The organism is Pseudomonas sp. PsB (assembly GCF_043658375.1).
Lineage (GTDB): Bacteria > Pseudomonadota > Gammaproteobacteria > Pseudomonadales > Pseudomonadaceae > Aquipseudomonas > Aquipseudomonas putida_Z.
Genome location: NZ_JBIGLU010000009.1, coordinates 29711 through 52119 on the forward strand (window position 1 = coordinate 29711; position 22409 = coordinate 52119).

Annotated in this window: 14 protein-coding genes; 7 read left to right on the forward strand and 7 right to left on the reverse strand. The window is 64.9% G+C overall.

Annotated elements, in window-relative coordinates:
• Positions 1-141: 141 nt before the first annotated feature.
• On the reverse strand, positions 142-5043 hold the full coding sequence (locus tag ACGLHT_RS13515; protein WP_274120383.1) for an alpha-2-macroglobulin: 4902 nt from the start codon (positions 5041-5043) through the stop codon (positions 142-144).
• 248 nt (positions 5044-5291) lie between these two features.
• On the opposite strand from ACGLHT_RS13515, the gene ACGLHT_RS13520 reads away from it, so the two are divergent.
• Positions 5292-6629, forward strand: coding sequence for an MATE family efflux transporter (locus ACGLHT_RS13520; RefSeq protein WP_274120384.1), 1338 nt, complete (start codon positions 5292-5294; stop codon positions 6627-6629).
• A gap of 93 nt (positions 6630-6722) precedes the next feature.
• On the opposite strand, the gene ACGLHT_RS13525 is transcribed toward ACGLHT_RS13520, so the two are convergent.
• The 5 genes from ACGLHT_RS13525 to ACGLHT_RS13545 form a co-directional block, all read right to left on the reverse strand.
• Complete coding sequence (locus ACGLHT_RS13525; protein ID WP_137162910.1) at positions 6723-7178, reverse strand: transposase; 456 nt, start codon at positions 7176-7178, stop codon at positions 6723-6725.
• Between the two features lie 151 nt (positions 7179-7329).
• Complete coding sequence (gene speA / locus ACGLHT_RS13530) at positions 7330-9243, reverse strand: arginine decarboxylase (RefSeq protein ID WP_025337567.1); 1914 nt, start codon at positions 9241-9243, stop codon at positions 7330-7332.
• 152 nt (positions 9244-9395) lie between these two features.
• Positions 9396-9767: a translation initiation factor Sui1 gene (locus tag ACGLHT_RS13535; protein WP_003257057.1), complete on the reverse strand. Its 372-nt coding sequence runs from the start codon at positions 9765-9767 to the stop codon at positions 9396-9398.
• A 319-nt stretch (positions 9768-10086) separates the two neighbouring features.
• The gene (locus ACGLHT_RS13540; protein WP_025337566.1) at positions 10087-10623 is read right to left on the reverse strand and encodes an NUDIX hydrolase; all 537 of its coding nucleotides are present in this window, start codon (positions 10621-10623) and stop codon (positions 10087-10089) included.
• A 2-nt stretch (positions 10624-10625) separates the two neighbouring features.
• Positions 10626-11693 carry a DUF2333 family protein gene (locus tag ACGLHT_RS13545; RefSeq protein ID WP_013970713.1) on the reverse strand — a complete coding sequence of 356 codons (1068 nt, stop codon included), beginning with the start codon at positions 11691-11693 and terminating at the stop codon, positions 10626-10628.
• A 248-nt stretch (positions 11694-11941) separates the two neighbouring features.
• Between ACGLHT_RS13545 and ACGLHT_RS13550 the strand changes: the two genes are divergently transcribed.
• From ACGLHT_RS13550 to accC, 6 genes are all read left to right on the forward strand, one after another.
• A complete protein-coding gene (locus tag ACGLHT_RS13550) occupies positions 11942-13300 on the forward strand; it encodes a diguanylate cyclase (protein WP_274120385.1) in 1359 nt (452 codons plus the stop codon).
• A gap of 458 nt (positions 13301-13758) precedes the next feature.
• Entirely contained in the window at positions 13759-15504 is a 1746-nt protein-coding gene (locus tag ACGLHT_RS13555; protein ID WP_394519576.1) for a methyl-accepting chemotaxis protein, read from the forward strand.
• Positions 15505-15817: 313 nt separating this feature from the next.
• On the forward strand, positions 15818-17590 hold the full coding sequence (locus ACGLHT_RS13560) for a protein-disulfide reductase DsbD (protein ID WP_137162907.1): 1773 nt from the start codon (positions 15818-15820) through the stop codon (positions 17588-17590).
• Between the two features lie 179 nt (positions 17591-17769).
• A complete protein-coding gene (aroQ, locus tag ACGLHT_RS13565; RefSeq protein ID WP_003255330.1) occupies positions 17770-18225 on the forward strand; it encodes a type II 3-dehydroquinate dehydratase in 456 nt (151 codons plus the stop codon).
• 99 nt (positions 18226-18324) lie between these two features.
• Positions 18325-18786, forward strand: coding sequence for an acetyl-CoA carboxylase biotin carboxyl carrier protein (accB, locus tag ACGLHT_RS13570; RefSeq protein WP_075044486.1), 462 nt, complete (start codon positions 18325-18327; stop codon positions 18784-18786).
• A 17-nt stretch (positions 18787-18803) separates the two neighbouring features.
• Positions 18804-20159 (forward strand): acetyl-CoA carboxylase biotin carboxylase subunit, encoded by a 1356-nt coding sequence (gene accC, locus ACGLHT_RS13575; RefSeq protein ID WP_003257054.1) that lies wholly within the window; start codon positions 18804-18806, stop codon positions 20157-20159.
• A gap of 192 nt (positions 20160-20351) precedes the next feature.
• Here the strand turns inward: accC and ACGLHT_RS13580 are convergent, their stop codons facing one another.
• Complete coding sequence (locus ACGLHT_RS13580) at positions 20352-22205, reverse strand: sigma-54-dependent Fis family transcriptional regulator (protein WP_274120387.1); 1854 nt, start codon at positions 22203-22205, stop codon at positions 20352-20354.
• Between the last annotated feature and the right edge of the window lie 204 nt (positions 22206-22409).

The window sequence follows — 22409 nt, forward strand, 5'->3', positions numbered from 1 at the left end:
ACCTGTGGGAGCGGCCTTGTGTCGCGAAAGGGCTGCGCAGCAGCCCCAGGATCTCAGCTCCGCCGCTTGAAATGCCGGGGCCGCTTTGCGGCCCTTTCGCGACACAAGGCCGCTCCCACATAGTGCGCGCAAGGCAGGTGCTTAGCGGGCTTTTACGGTCATCTCCCCTTGCCCATCCCCCACGGCCTGCAGGTTTGGCCGGTACATCGATTCGACCTGCGGCGGCGGCACGCGATAGGTGCCCGGGGTCACCGCCCGAGCCAGGTACAGCAGGTGGGTGGTGCCGTAGCTGTCCAGCTTGAGCGCAGCGACGTAACGGTCATCGCGATACTCCTGGTGCACCACGCTGGCGTTCTGCATCGACTCGCGCCATTCCTTCACCGCACTGCTGGCGTTGTCCAGGCTGGCGGCACTCTGCGCCAGGTTCTGGTTTTCCAGCTCCAGGCCTGCCGGCAGCAAGTCCACCACCAGCGCATCCGGCACCCGGTCTTCAGCCTTGAGCGCAAGGTGCACCAGCACCAGGTCGCCGCTGCGCAGATTGTGCAGGTCCAACGGCTGGCCATTCATGCCCAGGTACTCACGGCGGATCTGCATGCCGTTGCCACCGGCCGCAGGCGCCTGGCGTGGGTAACCCGACAAGGTCAGTTGCTGGTACAGCGTTTCGCTGCCTTGGTTCTGCACACTCAATGGCGAAGCCAGCAACGGGCCTTCGAGCTTCATGCCGGAGTCGGCATTGTTGAACTCGCGCACTTCACCCGCGCTGTCCAGGCGCGCCTGCCACTGGCCTTCCGGCTTGCCCAGCAGGCCACGGCCGGCCAGGAACAGCGCATTGCGCTCCTGGGTCGACAGCCAGCGCTTGGCCGCCAGCTCATCCGACAGGGCGAACAGGCGCTGGTCGACCTGGCGGCTGGCCAGGTTGCTTTCCTGCAGCAGCGCCAGGATCAGTGCCTGGTCGCGCAGGGCGCTACCATAGTCGGCCATCCAGCCTTTACCGCGGCTGATGCCCAGGCCTGCCTGCAGGGCCTGCTCGGCACGCGGCTTGTCGCCCATCTTGTCCAGCGCCACCGCCAGTTGCACCAGTGGCAGGCCAGAGCGGGCGTCGGCGCGGCGTTCGAACAGGCCACGCAGGGCACCCAGCGGCGCCTGCTGGCTGCGCGACAGCACCAATGCCGCATAGGCCTGCACGGCGAAGCGGGTGTGTTCGGCGTTCTCGCTGTAGTCGACTTCGATCAGGTTGCGCTCCTGCAGGTAGCGCAGCAGGCGCTCGCTGGCCTTCTTCAGCGCTTCGGCCGGCACACCATAGCCTTGGTCACGGGCGCGCAGCAGGAAGTCGGTGACATAGGCGGTCAGCCAGTATTCTTCTTCGCTGTCCGAGCTCCACAGGCCGAAACTGCCGTTGTAGCGCTGCATGCCCAGCAGGTGCTCGATACCCATCTCGATCTTGCGCTTGCGCACATCGGCAGGCTCGCCCTTGATACCCAGGCGCTTGAGGCTGTCGGCATCGGCATACAGCGACGGGTAAAGGCCGCTGGTGGTCTGCTCCAGGCAACCGTAGGGGTAGGCTTCGAGGGCACGGATCTGCTCGGCCAGGTTCAGCGGTGGCCGGCTCGACAAGGCCAGGCTGGCTTCAAGCCCGGCGGGTTCGAAGGCGGCCAGGTCTGCTTCAGGCAGGGTCCATGGCTGGTCCTTCAAGGCCACGCGGTAGTGCTTGAGCATCGCCGGGTAGGCCGGGCGCACGCCCAGCGTCCACTCGCGCTCGAACGCGCCGGTCGGCTCGTTCGGCAGTTGCAGGCCAGTGACCCGCACATGCACCTTGCCCTGCCCCAGGCCTCCCTGGGCCTGTACCGGGATCATCAGCGTCGAGCGCTGGCCTTCAGCCAAGGCAACGTTCTGCACGGCGTTGGCCGCCAGGCTCAGCTGCCCTTCAGTGCTGATTTCAACGTTCAGCTGTTGGGCGCGGCCCGACAGGTTGGCCAGGTCCAGCGCCAGGCTGGTGCGGTCGCCACCGGCCAGGAAACGCGGTGCCGAGAGCTCGGCGATCAGCGGCGCGGCGACCACGGTCTTGCCTTCGGCCATGCCGAACTGTTCCTCGGTCCAGGCCTGGGCCATCAGCCGCAGTTCGCCATTGAAGTCGGGGATATCGACCGTGGCCTGGCCCTCGCCCTTGTCGTCCAGGGTCACCGGCAGGCTCTGCTGGGCGACGATGGTCACCGTGGTGTTGGGGCGCTTGCCACCCTTGGCCATCGCCGCGTCGCCACCAAATGCCAGGCTGGCCAGGCGGCCCTGGCCGGCTTCGATCAACTGGCCGTAGATATCCAGCTGGTCAGCACCGTAAGCCTTGCGCCCGAACAGGCTGGCGAACGGGTCGGGGGTCTTGAAGTCGGTGATGTTGAGGATGCCCACGTCCACCGCCGACAACAGCACATGCACCTGTTCAGGCACGCTGCCATCGGCATTTGCAGCCTTGACCTTCACGGTCAGCGGCTGTTTCGGGCGCATTTTCTCCGGCGCCTGCAGGCTCACCGCCAGCTTGCGCTCGGCGCGGTTCAGCGGCAGGTGCAGCACGCCCACCGCGCGTTTCGGCGTGGCGTTGGCCTTGCGCTCACCCGGGCGGATCACCAGCGCGCTGATGTACAGGTCGTGGCGGGCCCACTGCTTGTCCAGCTGCACGTCGAACGTCTTGCCCTCGGCGGGCACGTCGATCTCCTGCCACCACAGCGGGCCATCGCTGGACTCGATCATCAGGTAGCCACTGCCGGCTGCGGGCGGGGTGACGGTGACCTTGGCGGTAGCACCGTCGGCGTAGGCCGGTTTGTCCAGTGCCAGCTTGACCTGGTCCGGTCGCACCGCGCCGCCTTCGGCATTGTCCTGGGCGCGGTAGCCGGCCCAGAAGCGCGCGCTGGACACCAGGCCCGTCTCCGGATCCTCCACCTCGACACGGTACGGGCCCCATTCCACCTGGAAGCTCAGCTTGGCGGTGGAGCCGGCCTTGACGCTGACGGTCTCTTCGCTCTGGGTGAGGAATTTCTCGTTGTAGGCGTAGCTCCAGCCATCGCTCTGCGAGTAGTTCCAGTAGTAGTCGCGGCGCTCGCGTACCAGCCGCACCTTGAGGTCGTTGGCCGCCAGCTTCTTGCCGTTGCGGTCGGCCACCAGGAACTCGAACTCCACCGGCCCGTCACTGTCGGTTTCCTCGCCGTCGAACAGGCCACGCAGGCCTGGCAGGCGCTCGGCCGGCCAGATGGGTTGTTCCAGGCGCCGGGTGATCGGCCGGCCACCGGACTCCTGCAGGCTGGCCTGCACGGTCAGTTGCAGCGGCGAGCGGGCTTCGGCCCAGCGGCTTTCGATATCGACCACGGCCTTGCCGGCCTGGTCGAGGGTGACTTCGTCCAGCTCCAGGTCCTGGTTCAGCTCGGTTTCGGTGACCGAGCCGAACTGGTAGCCAGGCAGCGCCGGTACCGCCTCGCGCAGCGGGCGAACATAGGCCTGGCCGCTCAGGCGGTTGCCGGCAGCCGGGGCGCCGTAGAGGTAACGGCCATTGACCTGGATGCGTGCATCCTGATCCGGAGACAACGGTTTGCTGCTGCCCTTGAGTTCCAGCGCCAGGCGCTCGGGCAGGAAGTCTTCGACGAGGAATTCATACACCTGCTTGCGCCCGCCGCCCAGGTCGAGCAGCAGTTGCCAGCGGCCGGTCGGGGCCTCGCTGGCCAGCTGCAGCTGGTACTGGTACAGGCCATTGCCGTCGGCTTCCCAGACGAACTTGCGGCTGACCTGCTCATCCGGGCGACGCACTTCCACGCTCACTGGCTGCGCCTTGACCGGCTTGCCGTCCTGGTCGCGCAGCAGGCCGTTGAGCAACACCGTTTCACCGGGGCGATACAGGTCACGCGGGCCAAAGATGAAGAACTGCAGCGGGTTGGCCTGCGGGCCGGTGATGTCGAACTCGGCCAGGTCCAGCGCCGCGCTGCTCAGGCGCAGCAGGGTGGTGTGCACACCCTGGGTGGCGATCAGGGTGTCGGCCTTGGGCGTGATCGGCAGCTGGGCATGGCCATCGCTATCGGTGCTGGCCTGGGCCAGCAGCTTGCCCTTGTCGTCATGGATTTCCAGGTTGACGCCGTTCATCGCCTTGCCACCTTCCAGGGCCTGGGCGAACACATCGAGGCGGTCGCGGTAGCGATGCGCGGACACACCGATGTCGCTAAGAGTGAACAGGGTCGCTGGTTGCGAGTAGTCGTAGGTGCCCGAGGCTCGCATCACCGCCAGGTACACGCCTGGCTCCTGCAGCGGCTTGATGCCGGTGATCGGCAGCAGCACGGTCTCGCGGGTGTTGCGTGCGGGGTTGAGGTCGAAGCGGCCGCTGTAGACCAGCTCGGCCATGTCCAGGGTTTCCTTGGACTGATAGTAGTAAAGGCTGCTGTTGCGCCCCCAGTTGACCAGGAAGGTCGAGAGCATGTCCGGCTTCACGCGGAAGAACTCGACATCGACCTTGTCGACGTTGAGGGCGATCACCGGCAGGCCCTCGGCCAGGCGCGTGGGCAGCAGCGAACCGCGGCTGGCGAAGCCGATGGTCGGCTGCATGTCGCGGGTTTCCAGGCGGCTGATCGACTCGCTGTCCAGTTGCTTGCCATTGACCGCCAGCAGGCCCTTGTCGACGGTCAGCACCAGCTTGCGCTGCGGTTCCAGGTGGCGCAGGCGCAGCTCCATCTGGTTGTCGGAGAGCTCCCAGGCGCCGTCCAGCTTGCCTTTGACGGTGTCGACCAGGTGCACTTTGCTGGCGAAGTCCTGCTTGGCATCCAGCGGCGCGGAGAAACTGATCGACAGCGTCGCGGCGCCATCGAGCTGCACTTCGGAAACATCCAGCACCGTCAGCTCGCGGCCCTCGTAGCGTTTGGCGAGTACGGCCGGGTCTTCGCGTTGGGGTGCCGGGGTGGCGGCGGGTGCTGTGGCCGCCGGCTTTTCGGATGGCGCCGGCTTGTCCGGCGTCGAAGAGTCACAGGCACTGAGCAAAGCCAGCGCGCAGGCCAGCAACAATCCTTTGTTGAACATGGAGTAGAACTCTTAGGCAGCGTGTACGTGAGGGCAGCAACTATAGCGCAACTATGGTCGCGCGAATTGGCTGCATGGCCGGTACACTGCTGGCAATTTAGAAAAGCGGGGGCGCTTTGCGCCCCTTTCGCGACGCAAGGCCGCTCCCACAGGTACTGCACAGGCTTCCGGTTTACACGATTCTTGTGGGAGCGGCCTTGTGTCGCGAAAGGGCTGCGCAGCAGCCCCAGGATTCCCCAGGACACCCGATGACCTCACTGACCACCGACTGGCAGCACCGCCCCACCCACCACAAGGTCTGGGCCCTGGCCGCGCCGATGATCCTGTCCAACATCTCCGTGCCGCTGGCAGCCCTGGTCGACAGCACGGTCATCGGCCACCTCCCCCACGCCCACCAGTTGGGTGCCGTAGCCGTGGGCGCCACGCTGTTCACCTTCATGGTCGGCCTGATGGGCTTCCTGCGCATGGGCTCCACCGGCTTCGCCGCCCAAGCCGCCGGGCGTGGCGACGGTGCAGCGCTGCGCCAGGTGCTGGTACAAGGGCTGCTGCTGGCGGTCGGCTTCGCCCTGCTGATCGGCCTGCTGGCCCTGCCCTTCAGCCAGCTGGCGCTGCAGGCGATGCAACCCAGCGCGGCCCTGCAGCAAGCCACCGAAGACTTCTTCCATACCCGCCTGCTCGGCCTGCCCGCGGCACTGGCCAGCTACGCCCTGGTCGGCTGGTTCCTCGGCACCCAGAACGCGCGGGCGCCGCTGGCCATCCTGCTGACCACCAACCTGCTGAACATCGCCTTGAACCTGTGGTTCGTGCTTGGCCTGAATTGGGGCGTGCTGGGCTCGGCGCGGGCGTCGGTGATTGCCGAGTGGAGCGCCGCCCTGCTCGGCCTGGCCCTGACCCGCCCGGCCCTGCGCGCCTACCCGGGGCAGATCGTGTGGGCGGCGCTCAAGCGCTGGCAGGCCTGGCGGCCGCTGCTGGCGGTGAACCGCGACATCTTCCTGCGCAGCCTGGCGCTGCAACTGGTGTTCCTGCTGATAACCGTACAGGGCGCTCGCCTGGGCGAAGCCACCGTGGCGGCCAATGCCCTGCTGCTCAACGGCCTGCTGCTGACTGCCTATGCGCTCGACGGGTTGGCGCATGCGGTGGAGGCCCTGTGCGGCCATGCCATTGGCGCCCGCGACCGCGACACATTGCGCCGCTCGCTGGTGGTGGCCTGTGGCTGGTCGCTGATCACCAGCCTGGGGTTTGCCGGGTTGTTCCTGCTGGGCGGGCACCTGTTCATCGATTTGCAGACCGACATCGAGAGTGTGCGGGCAGCGGCCTATCCGTACCTGCCGTACCTGGCATTGCTGCCGTTGATTGCGGTGTGGAGCTATTTGCTGGATGGCTTGTTCATTGGCGCGACCCGGGCGCGGGAGATGCGTAATGCGATGTTGGTGTCGGTGGTGATTGCGCTGCCCTTGGGAGTGCTCATGGGTGGGTTTGGCAACCATGGGTTGTGGTTGGCGTTTCTCGGGTTCATGGGGTTGCGGGCGGTGACGTTGGGGTGGGTGGGGTGGCGGTTGCAGGAAAAAGGGCTTTGGGTTCAGTAATGCCGGGGCCACTCCCACATTGATCGGCGTACGCAGGACTTTGTGGGAGCGGCCTTGTGTCGCGAAATGAGGGCGAAGCCCTCACCTGCGGATTCACAGCCACACACAATCCCAATGTGGATAATCACCAGCCCGCCGCACCAGGCCAGCCCGAATGGGATTGGCGATGATGTAGCGCGCCACTGCCCTCACATCCTCCTCACGGCGCAAAGCCCGATCATGAAAGCTGGTCTGCCAGATATGCCGCCTTTCAGCCCCCACCTTGTACAGCGCACAACTGCTTCTGGACTTGAACTCGCACATCAGCCTACCCAGGCTCGACGGCCCAAGCTCGACAAGCCAGTGAAGATGATCCGGCATCAAGACCCACGCCAGAGATCGACACGCCTTGCGCTCTTCGCTGAGCCGCAATTGCTGGATAACTGTTCTGGCGAACAAGAAGTCTTTGAACAACGGTGTTCGGTTGCGAGTGGTCGTGGTGAGCAGGTAGAGACGCCCTGGTTCGGACACTCGGCCACTACGTAAACGATGGGAGCCGGGACTTTCCATGTCGTCCTCCTTTAAACATTGCATTCAAAGGTAGCGGCGCTGATGCGATAGGCGAGGACTGGACCATTACCAGGTATGACGCGGTGAGGGCTTCGCCCTCATATCGCGACGCAAGGCCGCTCCCACAAAAAAAGCGGGAGCGGCCTGGCAATTACGACGACAGGTACGAAGACCGGGTCAGACCAAGGCGCAGAGCATCCAGGAACTGGGTCCGCTCCCGCGCAGTGATCTTGGCGCTGGCCACCTTGTCACGGTAATGCGTCATCAACTCCTCCGGCGACAGGTGCACGTAGCGCAGCATGTCTTCGATGGTGTCGTGGGTCTCGATACCGGCGTGGTACACGCTACCGTCGGCGTTCTGGTAGATGTTCACCGAGTCGGTGTCACCGAACAGGTTGTGCATGTCACCGAGGATTTCCTGATAGGCACCGACCAGGAACACACCCAGCAGGTAGTCCTCGCCCTCCTTCACCGCATGCACCGGCATGCTGGTCTCGATGCTCTGCTCGTCGACGTACTGGTTGATCTTGCCGTCGGAGTCGCAGGTCAGGTCCTGCAGCACGGCACGACGCATCGGCTCTTCGTCCAGTCGGTGCAGCGGGATGATCGGCAGTACCTGGCCGATGGCCCAGGTGTCCGGCAGGCTCTGGAACACCGAGAAGTTGCAGATGTACTTGTCGGCCAGCTTGTCGTTCAGCTCGTCCAGCACCTGGCGGTGCGAGCGCTGGCGGGCTTTCAGCGAGTTGTGCAGGCGGCGGCACACAGCAAAGTAGCACTGCTCGGCCAGGGCCTTCTCGGCCAGGCTGATCTTGCCATCGGCATACTGCGCAGCCACGTCACCCATGTAGTGGGTGGCGCGCCAGTAGGTCTCGGTCACCATCTCGATGTCGGTCGGGCCGAGCAGGTCGACCAGCCACTGCACGGTCTCGGGCAGGGCTTCCTTGTTCTCGATGGTCGGCACGTCGTCGTTGTGCTTCTCGACGTCGGTTACCTGAATCACCAGCATGGCGTGGTGCGCGGTCAGCGAACGGCCGCTCTCGGAGAAGATGTGCGGGTGCGGCAGACCCTGCGCGTCGCAGAACTCCTTGAGCATGCCCACAACAACGCCGGCGTAGTCGTCCATGTCGTAGTTGATCGAGCTGGCATTGCGCGAGTGGGTACCGTCGTAGTCCACGCCCAAACCACCGCCAACGTCGATATGGTCGACTGGCAGGCCCAGCGCACGCAGCTCACCGTAGTAACGGATGGCTTCCTTGAAGCCGTGCTGGTAGTCGGCCAGGTTGGCGATCTGCGAACCCATGTGGAAGTGCAGCAGGCGGATACCCTGGTCCAGGCCGGCATCGCGGAAGCGCTGCACCACCGAGATCAGCTGGGCGGCGGACAAGCCGAACTTGGACTTCTCGCCACCGGTGTCGGCCCACTTGCTCGAGGCCAGCGACGACAGGCGCACGCGCAGGCCGACCTGCGGCTTGACCTTGAGCTCGGCAGCCTCATCGATCACCAAGGCCACTTCCGACTCTTTCTCGATGACGATGAACACGTTGTGGCCGAGCTTCTGGCCCATCAGCGCCAGGCGGATGAACTCGCGGTCCTTGTAGCCGTTGCAGACGATGGTGCCGCCCTTCGGCGCCAACGCCAGCACTGCCAGCAGCTCGGGCTTGGAGCCGGCTTCCAGGCCAATGGAAACGTTCTGCGTGGCGATGATGTTTTCCACCACCGCTTCCTGCTGGTTGACCTTGATCGGGTACAGCGCGGTGTACTTGCTCTGGTATTCCAGGCGCGCGATGTTGGCATCGAAGGCGCCGGTCAGCTGGCGCACGCGGTCCTGCAGAATGTCGGGGAAGCGCACCAGCAATGGCAGCGACAGGCCGCTCTGGCGCAATTCGTCGACCTGTTCGAACAGGTCGATCGGTGCGCTTTTGGGGCCGTTGGGGCGTACTTCGACGCGCCCGGCTTCATTGATGGCGAAATAACCAGCGCCCCAATGGCGGATACCATAAACACTGCGGCTGTCGGCCACGGTCCATTGGCTACCATCGTCTTTGCGTGTGCGTCGTACGGACATTCAAGTCCCCTATAGATAAGTCGAAGACACTGCCCCGCAAGGAGGCGGGCGCAGTGTAAAAGCCAAAAATGACGATTCGTCCGTGCCCTGGGGTAGACCCTGGTCACGGCAACGAGTTTAGAAAGCACTGGGCAAAAAATCGCGTGGCCGCATCAGCCGCCGGACTTTTTCGCCTTGAAGCCCTGCTTGGTCAGCTCACCGATCAGCAGTTCGACATGGTCGCCCTGGATTTCGATGACCCCATCCTTCAGGGCGCCACCGGTACCGCAGCGGCGCTTGAGGGTAGAGGCCAGCTCCTTGAGCTGATCGAGCGGCAGCGGCACGCCGGTGACGGTGGTCACGGTCTTGCCGCCGCGGCCCTTGCTTTCGCGGCGCACACGGGCAATGCCATCGCCTTCGGGGATGACCTGCTGCTTGCAGGTACAGGCATCCACCGGCTGGCTACAGTCGGGGCAGTGCCGACCGGTGTCGGTGGAGTAAACGAGACCGCCAAGGGCGGCGAAGGAAGAAGCTTTCTTGGCCACTTTTGTTCCTCTGTGCTGAGGACAAAAACTGGTCGGCCCCAGGGGGTTGAGCCCGACCGCGAAGCCCCACTCTGGCAGGGGCGGCGCTACTGCCGCAAGACCTGCGGCAGCCCGAAAAGGGCGCGCAGTGTAACGATAAATCCGGCTGTTGCTAAGTACTGGAATGCGGCATTTTGCGAATGTTTTGCGACTCCTTTCGACACTGGGGCTGCTTCGCAGCCCGATCGCGACACAAGGCCGCTCCTACAAGGCCCTGCGTACGCCGATCAATGTAGGAGCGGCCTTGTGTCGCGAAAGGACCGCAAAGCGGTCCCCGGCGTCATCCCAGGCTGGCTTTGTAGCGCTGCAACGCCGCCAATGAGTCCGGGCAATACGGCTTGGTCAGGCTTTCTTGCTCAGCCTGCTCCAGGCCAATGAAGCGTGCCTCGATCACCTCTTCCGGCTGTAACCGCAACGGCGCATCCGACACCGCCGAATACACCGCACACCACAAGTGGTTATCTGGCTGGTCAAAGTAGAACCGCTCATGAAAACGCAGCTCCACACCGTCGATCCCCAGCTCCTCGGCCAGCTCCCGCGCCGCCGAATCGGCATACGCCTCCCCGGCCGTCACCATGCCGCCTGCCGCCACATCCCAGTACCCCGGGTACAGCGCCTTGCTCAGGGTGCGCCGGTGCACGCACAGCTCACCGGCACTGTTGAACAGCAGAATGAACGTGCAACGCCCGATCAGGCCGCGCTCGCGCAGTTCGGCGCGGGGCAAGGCACCCAGCACCTGGTCGGCTTCGTCCACCCAGGTGACCAGTTCTCGGTCGGAAGCCGCCCGGTGGGCGGCCTCGTTCGGGCTGATCGCCATCGTCAACCCTGCGACAGCAGCTGACGCAGGTCGATGACCGCCGCGTTGGCCCGGGAAATATAGTTGGCCATGACCAGCGAGTGGTTGGCCCACATGCCGAAGCCGCTGCCGTTGAGCACCATCGGGCTCCACAGGGCTTCCTGCGAGGCTTCCAGCTCACGGATGATCTGGCGCACGCTGACCGTGGCGTTCTTCTTCGCCAGCACGTCGGCAAAGTCCACCTCGATGGCGCGCAGCAGGTGCGACAGCGCCCAGGCCTGGCCACGGGCTTCGTAGAACACGTTGTCGATCTGCAGCCATGGGGTTTCCACCAGCTCCTCGTCCACCTGCGGTGCCTGGCCGGCGACCAGCGACTCGGTCTTCAGCGTGGTGTTGAGCTTGACTCGGCCAACGCTGGCCGACAGGCGCTGCGACAGCGAGCCCAGGCGGGTGGCCACGTCACCCAGCCAGTTGTTCAGGTTGTCGGCACGGGTGTAGAAGATTGCGCCCTTGTCGCCGGCAGCCAGACGGGTCTGGTAGCGGGTCAGCGACTTGATGCCCTCTTCGAACTCCGACTCGCTCGATGGCAGGATCCAGCTCTTGTTGTCGAAGTTGAAACGCGGCTCGGCCTTGGCCAGGTCGGCGTCTTCGGTCGACTGCGACTGCGAACGGGCGAAGTCCTTGCGCAGGGCACGGGACAGGTCGCGCACCTGGACGAGCACGCCATATTCCCAGCTCGGCATGTTGTCCATCCACAGCCCTGGCGGGAAGCGGTCGTTGGAAATGTAGCCACCGGGCTTGTTCAGCAAGGTGCCGGCCACGGTCTTGAGGGTTTCGATAGTGGTGTAGCCCACCACCATCTGCTGGCCGGTACGCTCGGCTGCGGCCTGGGCGTTCTGCTGCACCGGGAACAGCTCCGGCTCCTGGCTCCAGTACCAGCCCAGGCCGATACACACCAGCAGGTACAACCCGATCAGGGTCCCCAGGGCACGGCTCCAGAGGCCGCCAAGGTAGCTACGGGCGGCGGCGCCACGGCCGTCGACACGCTCGCGGGGCTCGGCTTTGGCCTCGCGGTTTTTCCAGTCCAGCATGGCTTTGTCCTTAATCAGTCACGACGGTTCAGGGGCTTGGACCACAGGCCTGCGCCAGGGTGCCACGGCAAGCCCGCGTGGCAGCACTATAAAGCAGACACCGCCTTACGCATAAGCGACCAATCGGTCAGCAACTGAATATTCGTTCTGGCCGCTTTGTTGATGCAGCGCACTCACGCGCCTGAAAAGAACTGCTAGCATAGAGCCATCATTGCCCCTGCACACCCCAACCTACAAGTAGCCAGGACATGAGCCAAGCAGCCGAGCCGAGCCCGTTGTGCCCCGCCCAACAGCTGACGCGTAGCGGCCTGCGCAAGGACGACCCGCTCGACCAGGTGCTGCTGCCGCCCCTGCGCAAGCCGGTGTACATCCTGCTGCAGGACCACGAACGTGCCCAGCGCCTGGCCCAGCAACTGGAATTCTTTGGCCTGGTGGTGCAGGCGCTGCCCAGCGCCGCGGCGTTTCAGGCCTCGATCGGCGAATACCCGCCCTCGGCCATCATCATGGATGTCGACTTCAACGGTGCCGGCCAAGGCTTGCTGCTGGCTGCCCAGGTGCAGCAGGGGTTGGCCCGGCATATACCGCTGCTGTTCTTCAGCCACCACGAAACCGACACCCCGACCCGCCTGGCCGCCGTGCGCGCCGGTGGCCAGGACTTCCTCACCGGCACCCTGGAAGCCTCCAGCCTGCTGGAAAAGGTCGAACTGCTGACCAATGCCACCCAGCACGACCCGTTGCGCGTGCTGATCATCGACGACTCGCGCACCCAGGCGCTGTACACCGAGCGCGTGCTGGCCAGTGCCGGCATGATCACCCGCAGCCTGACCGACCCGATCCGCACCATGGCCGAGCTGGCCGACTTCCAGCCCGACCTGATCATCCTCGACCTGTACATGCCGGCCTGCACCGGCCCTGAGCTGGCCAAGGTGATCCGCCACAGCGACCGTTATGTGAGCGTGCCGATCATCTACCTGTCTGCCGAGGACGACCTGGACAAGCAGCTGGATGCCATGAGCGAAGGCGGTGATGACTTCCTGACCAAACCGTTTCGCTCACGCCACCTGATCACCACCGTGCGCAACCGCGCCGCCCGCGCTCGGCACCTGAAGGCGCGCATGGTGCGCGACAGCCTGACCGGGTTGTACAACCACACCCACATCCTGCAACTGCTGGAAGACTGCAGCTTCCGCGCCCGTCGCGAGCAGCAGCCGTTGAGCTTTGCCATGCTCGACATCGACCACTTCAAGAAGATCAACGACCGTCATGGCCACCCCATGGGCGACCGGGTGATCAAGAGCCTGGCGCTGTTTCTCAAGCAGCGCTTGCGCAAGACCGATTTCATTGGCCGTTACGGTGGTGAAGAGTTCGCCATTGTCATGCCCAATACCGCGCTGGACGCGGCGCACAAGGTGCTGGACGAAATCCGCCGGCGCTTTGCCGAGATTCTCTACCCGGCGCAGCCACGGGACTTGCAGTGCACCTTCAGTGCCGGGGTGGTGCAAATGGATGAGGGGCTGGATGCGCTGACCATGGCCAGTGCGGCGGACGAGGCGCTGTATCGGGCCAAGCATGCCGGACGTAATTGCGTGGTGCGTGTAGAGCCCTGAATCAGGCTTTGCCTGTGCCGGCCTCTTCGCGGCTAAAGCCGCTCCCACAGGTACTCCACCGGACTGAGGGATTGCGCAGTCCCTGTGGGAGCGGCTTTAGCCGCGAAGAGGCCGGCACAGATTGAAATGGAGGCACTGTGCCACTTTTTTATGGCGCCAACCCCCTGTCGTCATCACCCCGTCACAAAATCGCAATAACTTCAGCCACCGACCTCTCCCCTCCCCGCAGGAAGCTCGCGGCTATGCGCCTGAAGTGGCTGACCAATTTCAACACCCTGTTGCTGGTAACCGTGTGTATCGCCCTGGGCGCCACCCTTTGGTGGTCGCAGCGGGCCCTTGAGCGCCCCTACCAGTTGATGGAGCGCTACCTGGGCCTGTCCCAGCAGTTCCAGAACCAGGCGGCCCGCAACATCCAGGCGTACCTGGGCAGTGGCGATGCCCTGCGCCACGCCGCGGCGATGGAGGCCAACCAGCAGCTGCAGGCCGCGCTGGCCGAGTGGCCCAGCGAACTGGCCAACAAACTGCGCCCCAGCCTTGACAGCCTGCAGGCCTTTACCGCCGAGGAGCTGCTGGCCGCCGGCAAGCTGGCCGGCGACCCGCAAGCCCTGCTGCTGCAGGCCGAGCGGGAACTGGGCGCCAACTTCGAACAACTGGCCGGCTACGCCCGCGACAGCGGCAGCGCCGACGCCAACCGCTACCTGGTGCCACTGTTTGACGCCACTGTGCACCTCGGTCGCCTGTCGCTGGCCCGGGACAAGCTGGTCAGCAGCGGCCGCCCGGAGCTGGCCGACGAAGTGGAGCGCGAGCTGCAACTGATCCGTGCCCAGGCCCAGGCGATCGACGCCTTGCCCTTGCTGGGCGTAACCCGTAGCGCCGAATCCGGTGCCGACGACTTCGCCGCGATGATGGGCCTGGAAACCCAGGCCAGCGCCCAGCAGGAAGACATTGCCGTCGGCCTCAAGCGCGAACTGCAGAGCCTGCTCGGCCGCTACCCGGCGGAACTGCAGCGCACCCGCGAACAGATCGAGCGCCGCGTCGCCCTGGCGGCCAGCACCGGCCAACGCCTGGAGGCCGTGCAGCAGGCCATTGCAGCACTGGAGCCCGAGGTACGCGCCCAGCATGGGAAAATTGCCGGCGAAGTGCGCATCATCCAGGGCCTGATGATCGGCCTGATCCTGCTTATCGCCCTGCTGATCGACACCTTGCAACGCCGCCTGGCGCGCACCCTGACCGGCCTGGCCCCGGCCCTGTCGCGCTGGGCCGAGGGTGACTTCGCCGAGGCCATCGCCCTGGGCAGGACCAACCGCGAACTGCGCGACATCCAGGAATCGCTCAACCGCCTGCGCCAATACCTGGTGGAATTGGTCGGCACCATCCGCCACAACGCCGAGCAGGTGGCTGGCAGCAGCCACGCCCTGGCCGGCATGAGCGCCGCCCTGCATGACGGCGCCGAACGCCAGGCCGGCGACACCGGGCAGATCCGCGATGCCTTGGGTGAGCTGGAAGCAACCATCCAGCAAGTGGCCGGCGACGCCAGTGCCGCAGCCGACGCCAGCCGCGATGCCGGGCGTGCAGTGGAACAGGGCCAGGCGGTGATCGGCCAGAGCCTGTCGGGCTTGCGTGAGCTGGTCGACGAGGTGCAGGGCAACGCCCGCATGATCGAACAACTGGCGGAGGAGTCGGCCACCATCGGCGGCGTGCTGACAGTGATCCGCTCGATTGCCGAGCAGACCAACCTGCTGGCGCTGAATGCCGCGATCGAAGCGGCCCGCGCCGGTGAGATGGGCCGTGGTTTCGCCGTGGTGGCCGATGAGGTGCGTTCGCTGGCACAGCGCACCACCGGGGCGACCGGAGAGATTCAGGCACTGATCGACCGCTTGCAGCAGGCAGCCAGAAGTTCGGTGGCCGGGATGCGTGCGCAGCTTGAGCATGCCGAGGCCACGGCCAACCAGGCGCAGGCGGCGGATGGGGCGCTGGACGAGATTGTCTGTGCCATTCGCACCATTTCGGACACTGCGGTGCGGATTGCCGATGTCACGGCGCAGCAGAGTGGTGCCGTGAGCGAGATTCGCGACCACAGCGAGCGGATTCATGAGCTGGGTGAGGACAACCTGCAGCGCATTGGCGAGGGGCGCGAGCAAGGCGAGCAGCTGCTGAGCCTGGGTGGTGAACTGAACCGGGCGGTGCGGGCCTTCAGGGTCTGAGAAGGCATACGCTGTACCTTTGTGGGAGCGGCCTTGTGTCGCGAAAGGGGTGCGAAGCGCCCCCAGTATCTGTGCATCACAGCTGATATTGCCGGGGCCGCGTTGCGGCCCTTTCGCGACACAAGGCCGCTCCCACAGGTACAGCATATGCCTCGAGGTTGGAGCAGGCCCTGTGGGAGCGGGTTTACCCGCGAAGAGGCCGGCACAGGCAGCACATGAGCCAGCGGCCATGTGTCGCCCCCGCCACCAGCATGGCCCCAACCTGCACCAACTCCGCTATCATGCCCAGCACGTTCCACCTCGCGAGTCCGCCATGCGCCGCCTGTTTTTCCTGCTGTTCCTGCTGCTGGCCAGCCCTGCCTTCGCCACGGGCCTGCTCGACAACCGCCCCAGCGCCACCCTCGGCGCAGCTTCGCTGGCCAACAACGCCGACTTCCTGCCGGTACACGAGGCCTTCAAGCTCAGCCTGGTCCAGGCCGATGCGCAAACCATCAAGCTGCGCTTCGTCGCTACCGACGGCTACTACCTCTATCGCCACCGTTTCCAGTTCCGCACCGAACCGGCCGACATTGCCCTGGGCACACCAAACATCCCCAAGGGCGAGGCCAAGCACGATGAGTTCTTCGGTGATGTCGAGGTATACCACGGCGTGCTCGATATCGAGCTGCCGCGCAACGACCCGCGTGCCTTCACCCTGCTGGTGGGCTACCAGGGCTGCGCCGACAAAGGCCTGTGCTACCCCCCGGAAACCGCACGCCTGAGCATCGATGGCGAAGGCGGCGCAAGCACCCCGGCCAGCGATGAACACGCCTGGACCTGGAAGTCGCTGCTGCTGTTCTTCCTCGCCGGGGTGGGCCTGACGTTCACCCCCTGCGTGCTGCCGATGCTGCCGATCCTCTCCGGCGTGGTGCTGCGTGGCCAGGCCGGCGGCCTGCGCGGGCTGGCGCTGTCGCTGGCCTACGTGCTGCCGATGGCAGCCAGCTTCGCGGTACTCGGCGCCCTGATGGGGTTGTTCGGCGCCGGCCTGAACCTGCAGGCGCGCCTGCAGTCGGCCTGGGTGCTGGCGCCCTTCGCGCTGTTCTTCGTGGTGTTCGCCCTGGCCATGTTCGGCCTGTTCGAACTGAAACTGCCGCAAGCCCTGAGCAACCGCCTGAACAATGTCGCCAGCCACACCCGGGGCGGCTCGCTGCTGGGCGCAGCAATACTGGGCGTACTCTCCAGCCTGCTGGTTTCGCCCTGTGTGTCGGCGCCGTTGGCCGGTGCGTTGCTGTACATCAGCGCCAGCGGCGATGCCCTGGGCGGCGCACTCAAGCTGTTCGCCCTGGGCCTGGGCATGGGCGCACCATTGCTGCTGGTGGCTACCGGTGGCGCGGCCTGGCTGCCGAAAAGCGGCCCTTGGCTGAACACGGTGAAGAACGCCATCGGCGTCCTGCTGCTGGGCTTGGCCATCGGCTTACTCAGCCGTGTGCTGCCAGGCCCGCTGACCTTGCTGCTGGTCGGTTTCCTCGCCGCTGGCGTGGCGCTGTTCCTCGGTGCCCTCGAATTTGTCGTCAAGACCGCGCGCCAGCGCCTGGCCCAACTGCTCGGCCTGGCCTTGCTGGTGTACGCCCTGGCCTGCTGGTACGGCGCCCTCAGCGGCCACGGCGACCCGCTGCGCCCGCTGCCGCCGGCAACCCTTGTGGCCACCGGCAACGGGCCGGCGGTGCAGGCGGATAGCTGGCAGACCATCACTACCCCCGCCGCACTGGACGCCGCCCTGGCCCAGGCCAAGGCGGCCGGCCAGCCGGTACTGCTGGACTGGTACGCCGACTGGTGCATCAGCTGCAAGGTGATCGAGCGCGAGGTGCTCACCGCCCCACAGGTGCAAGCGCAACTGGCTGGCTTCAAGCTGCTGCGTTTCGACATCACCGAAAGCAATGCCGAACAACGCAGCCTGCTCGACCGCTACCAGCTGTTCGGCCCTCCCGCCCTGTTGTTCTTTGCCGCGAACGGTAGCGAAATAACCGCTGATCGGGTCATTGGCGAGATAAATGCCGGTGAATTCGCGCAAATTCTGACACGCGTGCGCGGCAAAGTCGGTCTATAACTTCCCGCGAGCTGTGAAAAATCCTGAAATCAGTGACCAAATTTAATTATTTGGTCACATACTTCGCGCGAACCTCGGACATCGTGCTGGCTATTGCCGGGAACTGGACACTTGCCGTCGCTTTACGGCACACTCGCCGCGCTGTGTCGAATTGCCCTACAAATCCAAGGAATCCGCAGATGGCAACGCTACTGGTGCTCCACGGCCCCAACCTCAACCTGCTCGGTACCCGCGAGCCTGGCCACTACGGCGCCGTGACCCTGGCCCAGATCAACCAGGACCTGGAGCAACGTGCCCGCGCCGCAGGCCACCATCTGCAGTACCTGCAGAGCAACGCCGAATACGAACTGATCGACCGCATTCACGCCGCACGCAACGAGGGTGTGGACTTCATCCTGATCAATCCGGCTGCTTTCACCCACACAAGCGTCGCATTACGTGACGCATTGCTTGCGGTGAGCATCCCATTCATCGAAGTGCACCTGTCCAACGTGCACAAACGCGAACCGTTCCGCCACCACTCCTACTTTTCCGATGTTGCCGTAGGGGTGATTTGCGGCCTGGGCGCCAGCGGTTATCGCCTGGCCCTGGAGTCCGCGCTGGAACAACTGGCTGCCAACGCACAGCCCAAATGATGAAAACCCTGGCCTCAGTGGGCCAGGGTTCGAGAGAAACGTTTCAGATACGTTTTTTGTATTTCGCCCCCTGACCGAACCTTTGGGAGTTGATGATTAATGGATATCCGTAAAGTCAAGAAACTGATCGAGCTGCTGGAAGAGTCTGGCATCGACGAACTGGAGATCAAGGAAGGCGAAGAGTCGGTCCGTATCAGCCGTCACAGCAAGACCCCAGCTGCCCAGCAGTACTTCGCACCGGCTCCGGTAGCCGCTGCCCCTGTTGCTGCCCCGGTCGCCGCTGCCGCTCCGGCCGCTGAAGCCGCTGCCGCTGCCCCGGCCCTGAAAGGCACCGTGATCCGCTCGCCGATGGTAGGTACCTTCTACCGCAAGCCTTCGCCGACCTCGCCGAACTTCGCTGAAGTTGGCCAGAGCGTGAAGAAAGGCGACACCCTGTGCATCGTCGAAGCCATGAAGATGATGAACCACATCGAAGCCGATGTTGGCGGTGTCATCGACGCCATCCTGGTAGAAGACGGCCAGCCGGTTGAGTTCGACCAGCCGCTGTTCACCGTCGTTTGAATCGCGGAGAGCCAACGATGTCTGGGAAGCTCGAAAAAGTCCTGATCGCCAACCGCGGGGAAATTGCCCTGCGGATCCTGCGTGCCTGCAAAGAGCTGGGCATCAAGACCGTCGCCGTGCACTCCACTGCCGACCGTGAACTGATGCACCTGGGCCTGGCAGACGAGTCGGTCTGCATCGGCCCTGCATCGTCCAAGGATTCCTACCTGCATATCCCGGCAATCATCGCTGCCGCCGAAGTGACCGGCGCCACCGCGATTCACCCGGGCTACGGCTTCCTGGCGGAAAACGCCGACTTCGCCGAGCAGGTGGAAAAATCCGGTTTCGCCTTCATCGGCCCGAAAGCCGACACCATTCGCCTGATGGGCGACAAGGTTTCGGCCAAGGACGCGATGATCAAGTCGGGCGTACCGACCGTACCGGGCTCCGATGGCCCGCTGCCGGAAGATGAAGAAGTCGCCCTGGCGATTGCCCGTGACGTCGGCTACCCGGTGATCATCAAGGCCGCCGGTGGCGGTGGTGGTCGCGGCATGCGCGTGGTGCACAAGGAAGAGGACCTGATTTCCTCGGCCAAGCTCACCCGTACCGAAGCCGGTGCAGCCTTCGGCAACCCGATGGTCTACCTGGAGAAGTTCCTGACCAACCCACGTCACGTGGAAGTACAGGTACTGTCCGACGGCCAGGGCAATGCCATCCACCTGGGCGACCGTGACTGCTCGCTGCAGCGCCGTCACCAGAAGGTACTGGAAGAAGCGCCAGCCCCGGGCATCGACGAGAAAGCCCGTCAGGAAGTGTTCAAGCGCTGCGTCGATGCGTGCATCGAGATCGGCTACCGTGGTGCGGGTACTTTCGAGTTCCTGTACGAGAACGGCCGCTTCTACTTCATCGAGATGAACACCCGCGTGCAGGTTGAGCACCCGGTGTCGGAGATGGTGACCGGTATCGACATCGTCAAGGAGATGCTGAGCATCGCCGCTGGCAACAAGCTGTCGTTCCGCCAGGAGGACGTGGTCATCCGTGGCCATGCGCTGGAATGCCGTATCAACGCCGAAGACCCGAAGAAGTTCATCCCGAGCCCAGGCAAGGTGAAGCACTTCCACGCCCCGGGCGGCAACGGCGTGCGTGTGGATTCGCACCTGTACAGCGGTTACTCGGTTCCGCCGAACTACGACTCGCTGATCGGCAAGCTGATCACCTACGGCAAGGACCGCGACGAAGCCATGGCGCGCATGCGCAATGCCCTGGACGAGATCGTCGTCGACGGCATCAAGACCAACATCCCGCTGCACCGCGACCTGGTGCGTGATGAAGGTTTCTGCAAAGGCGGCGTCAACATTCACTACCTCGAGCACAAACTGGCTAGCCAGGAGTGATCGCGTAGTGTGATGTACCGAAACCCCGGACTTGTGCCGGGGTTTTTTATTGCCTGGGGGTTCCAGGGGCCGCTTTGCGGCCCATCGCGACACAAGGCCGCTCCTACAGGAGATCGCGCAACCCTTGGGCTGGCGCTGTGCCTGTAGGAGCGGCCTTGTGTCGCGAAAGGGGCGCAACGCGCCCCCAGGGCCCTACCCCTTCATCCGCGGCATCTCGATGTGGTGCTCATGCACCCGCCGGTACAAGGTCGCCCGCGATATCCCCAGAGCCCGCGCCGCATCGGCCGGCTTCCAGCGATGGCGGATCAGCGCATCCAGCAGCAACTGCCGGGCCGGACAAGACATGCTGCTTTCTGCCGAAGCAAGCACCTCGCCGCGTACTTCCTGCGGCAGGTCCTGCACCTGTACCCGCCCGCCCTCACTCACCGCACAGGCATAGCGCAACACCTGCCGCAGCTGGCGCAAGTTCCCCGGCCAGCGGTAAACCAGCAGCGCCTGCAGCGCATCATCCGCCAACACCACCTCGACCCCGCAGGCCTCGGCCTCCTCGGCCAGCAACTGGTGAATCAACCCCAAGCGGTCCTCACGCTCGCGCAGCGGCGGCAACTCGAAGCGGGCATTGGCCAGGCGGAAGTACAGGTCCTCACGAAAACGCCCATCCTCCACCATCGCCGCCAAATCGCGGTGGGTCGCGCAAATCACCTGGATATCCACCCGCTCCCGCCGCGCCGCGCCCAGCGGCGCCACTTCACCCTCGGCCAGCACGCGCAGCAACCGGGTTTGCAGGTTCAGCGGCATGTCGCCGATTTCGTCGAGGAACAGCGTACCGCCATCGGCCTGCTGCAACAGCCCCTGCATGCCTTTGCTGGAAGCCCCGGTGAAGGCCCCGGCCACATAGCCGAACAGCTCGCTCTCAATCAGGCTTTCCGGAATGGCCGCGCAGTTCAGGGTGACGAACGGGCCATCGCGACGCAGGCTTTGCTGATGCAGCTGGCGGGCGAACACCTCTTTGCCGGCCCCCGTCTCGCCTTGCACAAGCACCGCCAGGTTGCAGTCCTTGACCCGCGTGGCCAGGCGCAAATGCTGCTCGATGCGGGCGTCCTGGGCCTGGCGCAACGGCTGCACACGCTGGCGCTGGCGGGGTGCGCTGACCCGGCCGTACAGCCCACCCAGGCCCGGCAGGCGTTGAGCGGACGATGCGTTCACGCGGCGCAGCTGGTCCATGTCGAACAGCTCGCCAATGTGCTCGGGCAAACGCCCCAAGTGCTCCACCAGCCGCTGGCGCGCCAGGCTGTTGATCGCCTGCAGGCGGCCATCGCCATCCCAGGCCAGCAGGTAGTCGGGCTGGCTTTCCACATAGCCCGGCGTGCCATGGGCACGCATCACCCAATGGCCCTGGGCACTGTGCATGAAGAAGGCATTTTCGATCTCGCGGGCAGTCTGCTCGACCAGTTGGCGGATCAGGTGCTGGCTGCGGCGGTCGTCCGGCGACTGCAAGGCCGAGACATCCACCACGCCCAGCAACTCGCCCAACGGGTCGAACACCGGTGCCGCCGTACAGGTCAGGCCAATGAACGCAGCGCGGAAGTGGTCGCGCTTGTGCACCGTGACCGGTGCCTTGCTGGTCAACACCGCCGCCACGCCGCAGGTGCCCTCCTCGCCCTCCGACCAGCAGGTGCCCAGGTACAGCCCGGCCTTGCGGCAGTCGTTGCGGATGGCCGACTCGACTCGGTAATCGATGGTGCGCCCCAAGGCATCGGTAAGCAGCACGCAGTAGTCGGCACCGCGCACCCGTTCATGCAAGCGGGCCACGGCATCGCTGGCGATACGCAGGAACAGTTCGGCGCGCTCGCGGCATTCGTTGAGCAGGCTTTGGGACAGGATGCGCGGCCCCTGCTGGGACCCAGGGTCGAGGCGGTACAGCTCCATGGAACGGCGCCATGAATCGAGGATCAGCGGTGGCACCGGCGCCTGCGGCAGGCGGTCGGCATTCTTCAGCACCCTGCTGACGCAGTCGACATGGGCTCGGGAGTTCGCGGCAAGCATTCAGGCCCTCCGGTTCTCGTTGCTGTTTTTATCGTTGTCCGGCCATTAAGCGCTTCCGGGCATGCCCCGACAAGCACTGCGTGATTACCGGCCCGCTTGAGACGCAGCGTCTCAGCGTCTCGGCAAGGTCGGCCCCGCACTGGCACCGGGCGTCTCGCCAGCAGAACCATCAGCACCTGCATGATCGTAATCAAACCGGTCTAT

Excerpts from the sequence above, each read along its gene's own strand:
- ACGLHT_RS13525 (WP_137162910.1), bottom strand. The coding sequence starts at position 7,178 with ATGGAAAGTCCCGGCTCCCATCGTTTACGTAGTGGCCGAGTGTCCGAA.
- ACGLHT_RS13540 (WP_025337566.1), bottom strand. The coding sequence starts at position 10,623 with ATGGCGATCAGCCCGAACGAGGCCGCCCACCGGGCGGCTTCCGACCGA.
- ACGLHT_RS13580 (WP_274120387.1), bottom strand. The coding sequence starts at position 22,205 with ATGCTTGCCGCGAACTCCCGAGCCCATGTCGACTGCGTCAGCAGGGTG.
- accC (WP_003257054.1), top strand. The coding sequence starts at position 18,804 with ATGTCTGGGAAGCTCGAAAAAGTCCTGATCGCCAACCGCGGGGAAATT.
- ACGLHT_RS13550 (WP_274120385.1), top strand. The coding sequence starts at position 11,942 with ATGAGCCAAGCAGCCGAGCCGAGCCCGTTGTGCCCCGCCCAACAGCTG.
- ACGLHT_RS13520 (WP_274120384.1), top strand. The coding sequence starts at position 5,292 with ATGACCTCACTGACCACCGACTGGCAGCACCGCCCCACCCACCACAAG.
- ACGLHT_RS13560 (WP_137162907.1), top strand. The coding sequence starts at position 15,818 with ATGCGCCGCCTGTTTTTCCTGCTGTTCCTGCTGCTGGCCAGCCCTGCC.
- accB (WP_075044486.1), top strand. The coding sequence starts at position 18,325 with ATGGATATCCGTAAAGTCAAGAAACTGATCGAGCTGCTGGAAGAGTCT.
- ACGLHT_RS13545 (WP_013970713.1), bottom strand. The coding sequence starts at position 11,693 with ATGCTGGACTGGAAAAACCGCGAGGCCAAAGCCGAGCCCCGCGAGCGT.
- aroQ (WP_003255330.1), top strand. The coding sequence starts at position 17,770 with ATGGCAACGCTACTGGTGCTCCACGGCCCCAACCTCAACCTGCTCGGT.
- speA (WP_025337567.1), bottom strand. The coding sequence starts at position 9,243 with ATGTCCGTACGACGCACACGCAAAGACGATGGTAGCCAATGGACCGTG.
- ACGLHT_RS13515 (WP_274120383.1), bottom strand. The coding sequence starts at position 5,043 with ATGTTCAACAAAGGATTGTTGCTGGCCTGCGCGCTGGCTTTGCTCAGT.
- ACGLHT_RS13555 (WP_394519576.1), top strand. The coding sequence starts at position 13,759 with ATGGAGGCCAACCAGCAGCTGCAGGCCGCGCTGGCCGAGTGGCCCAGC.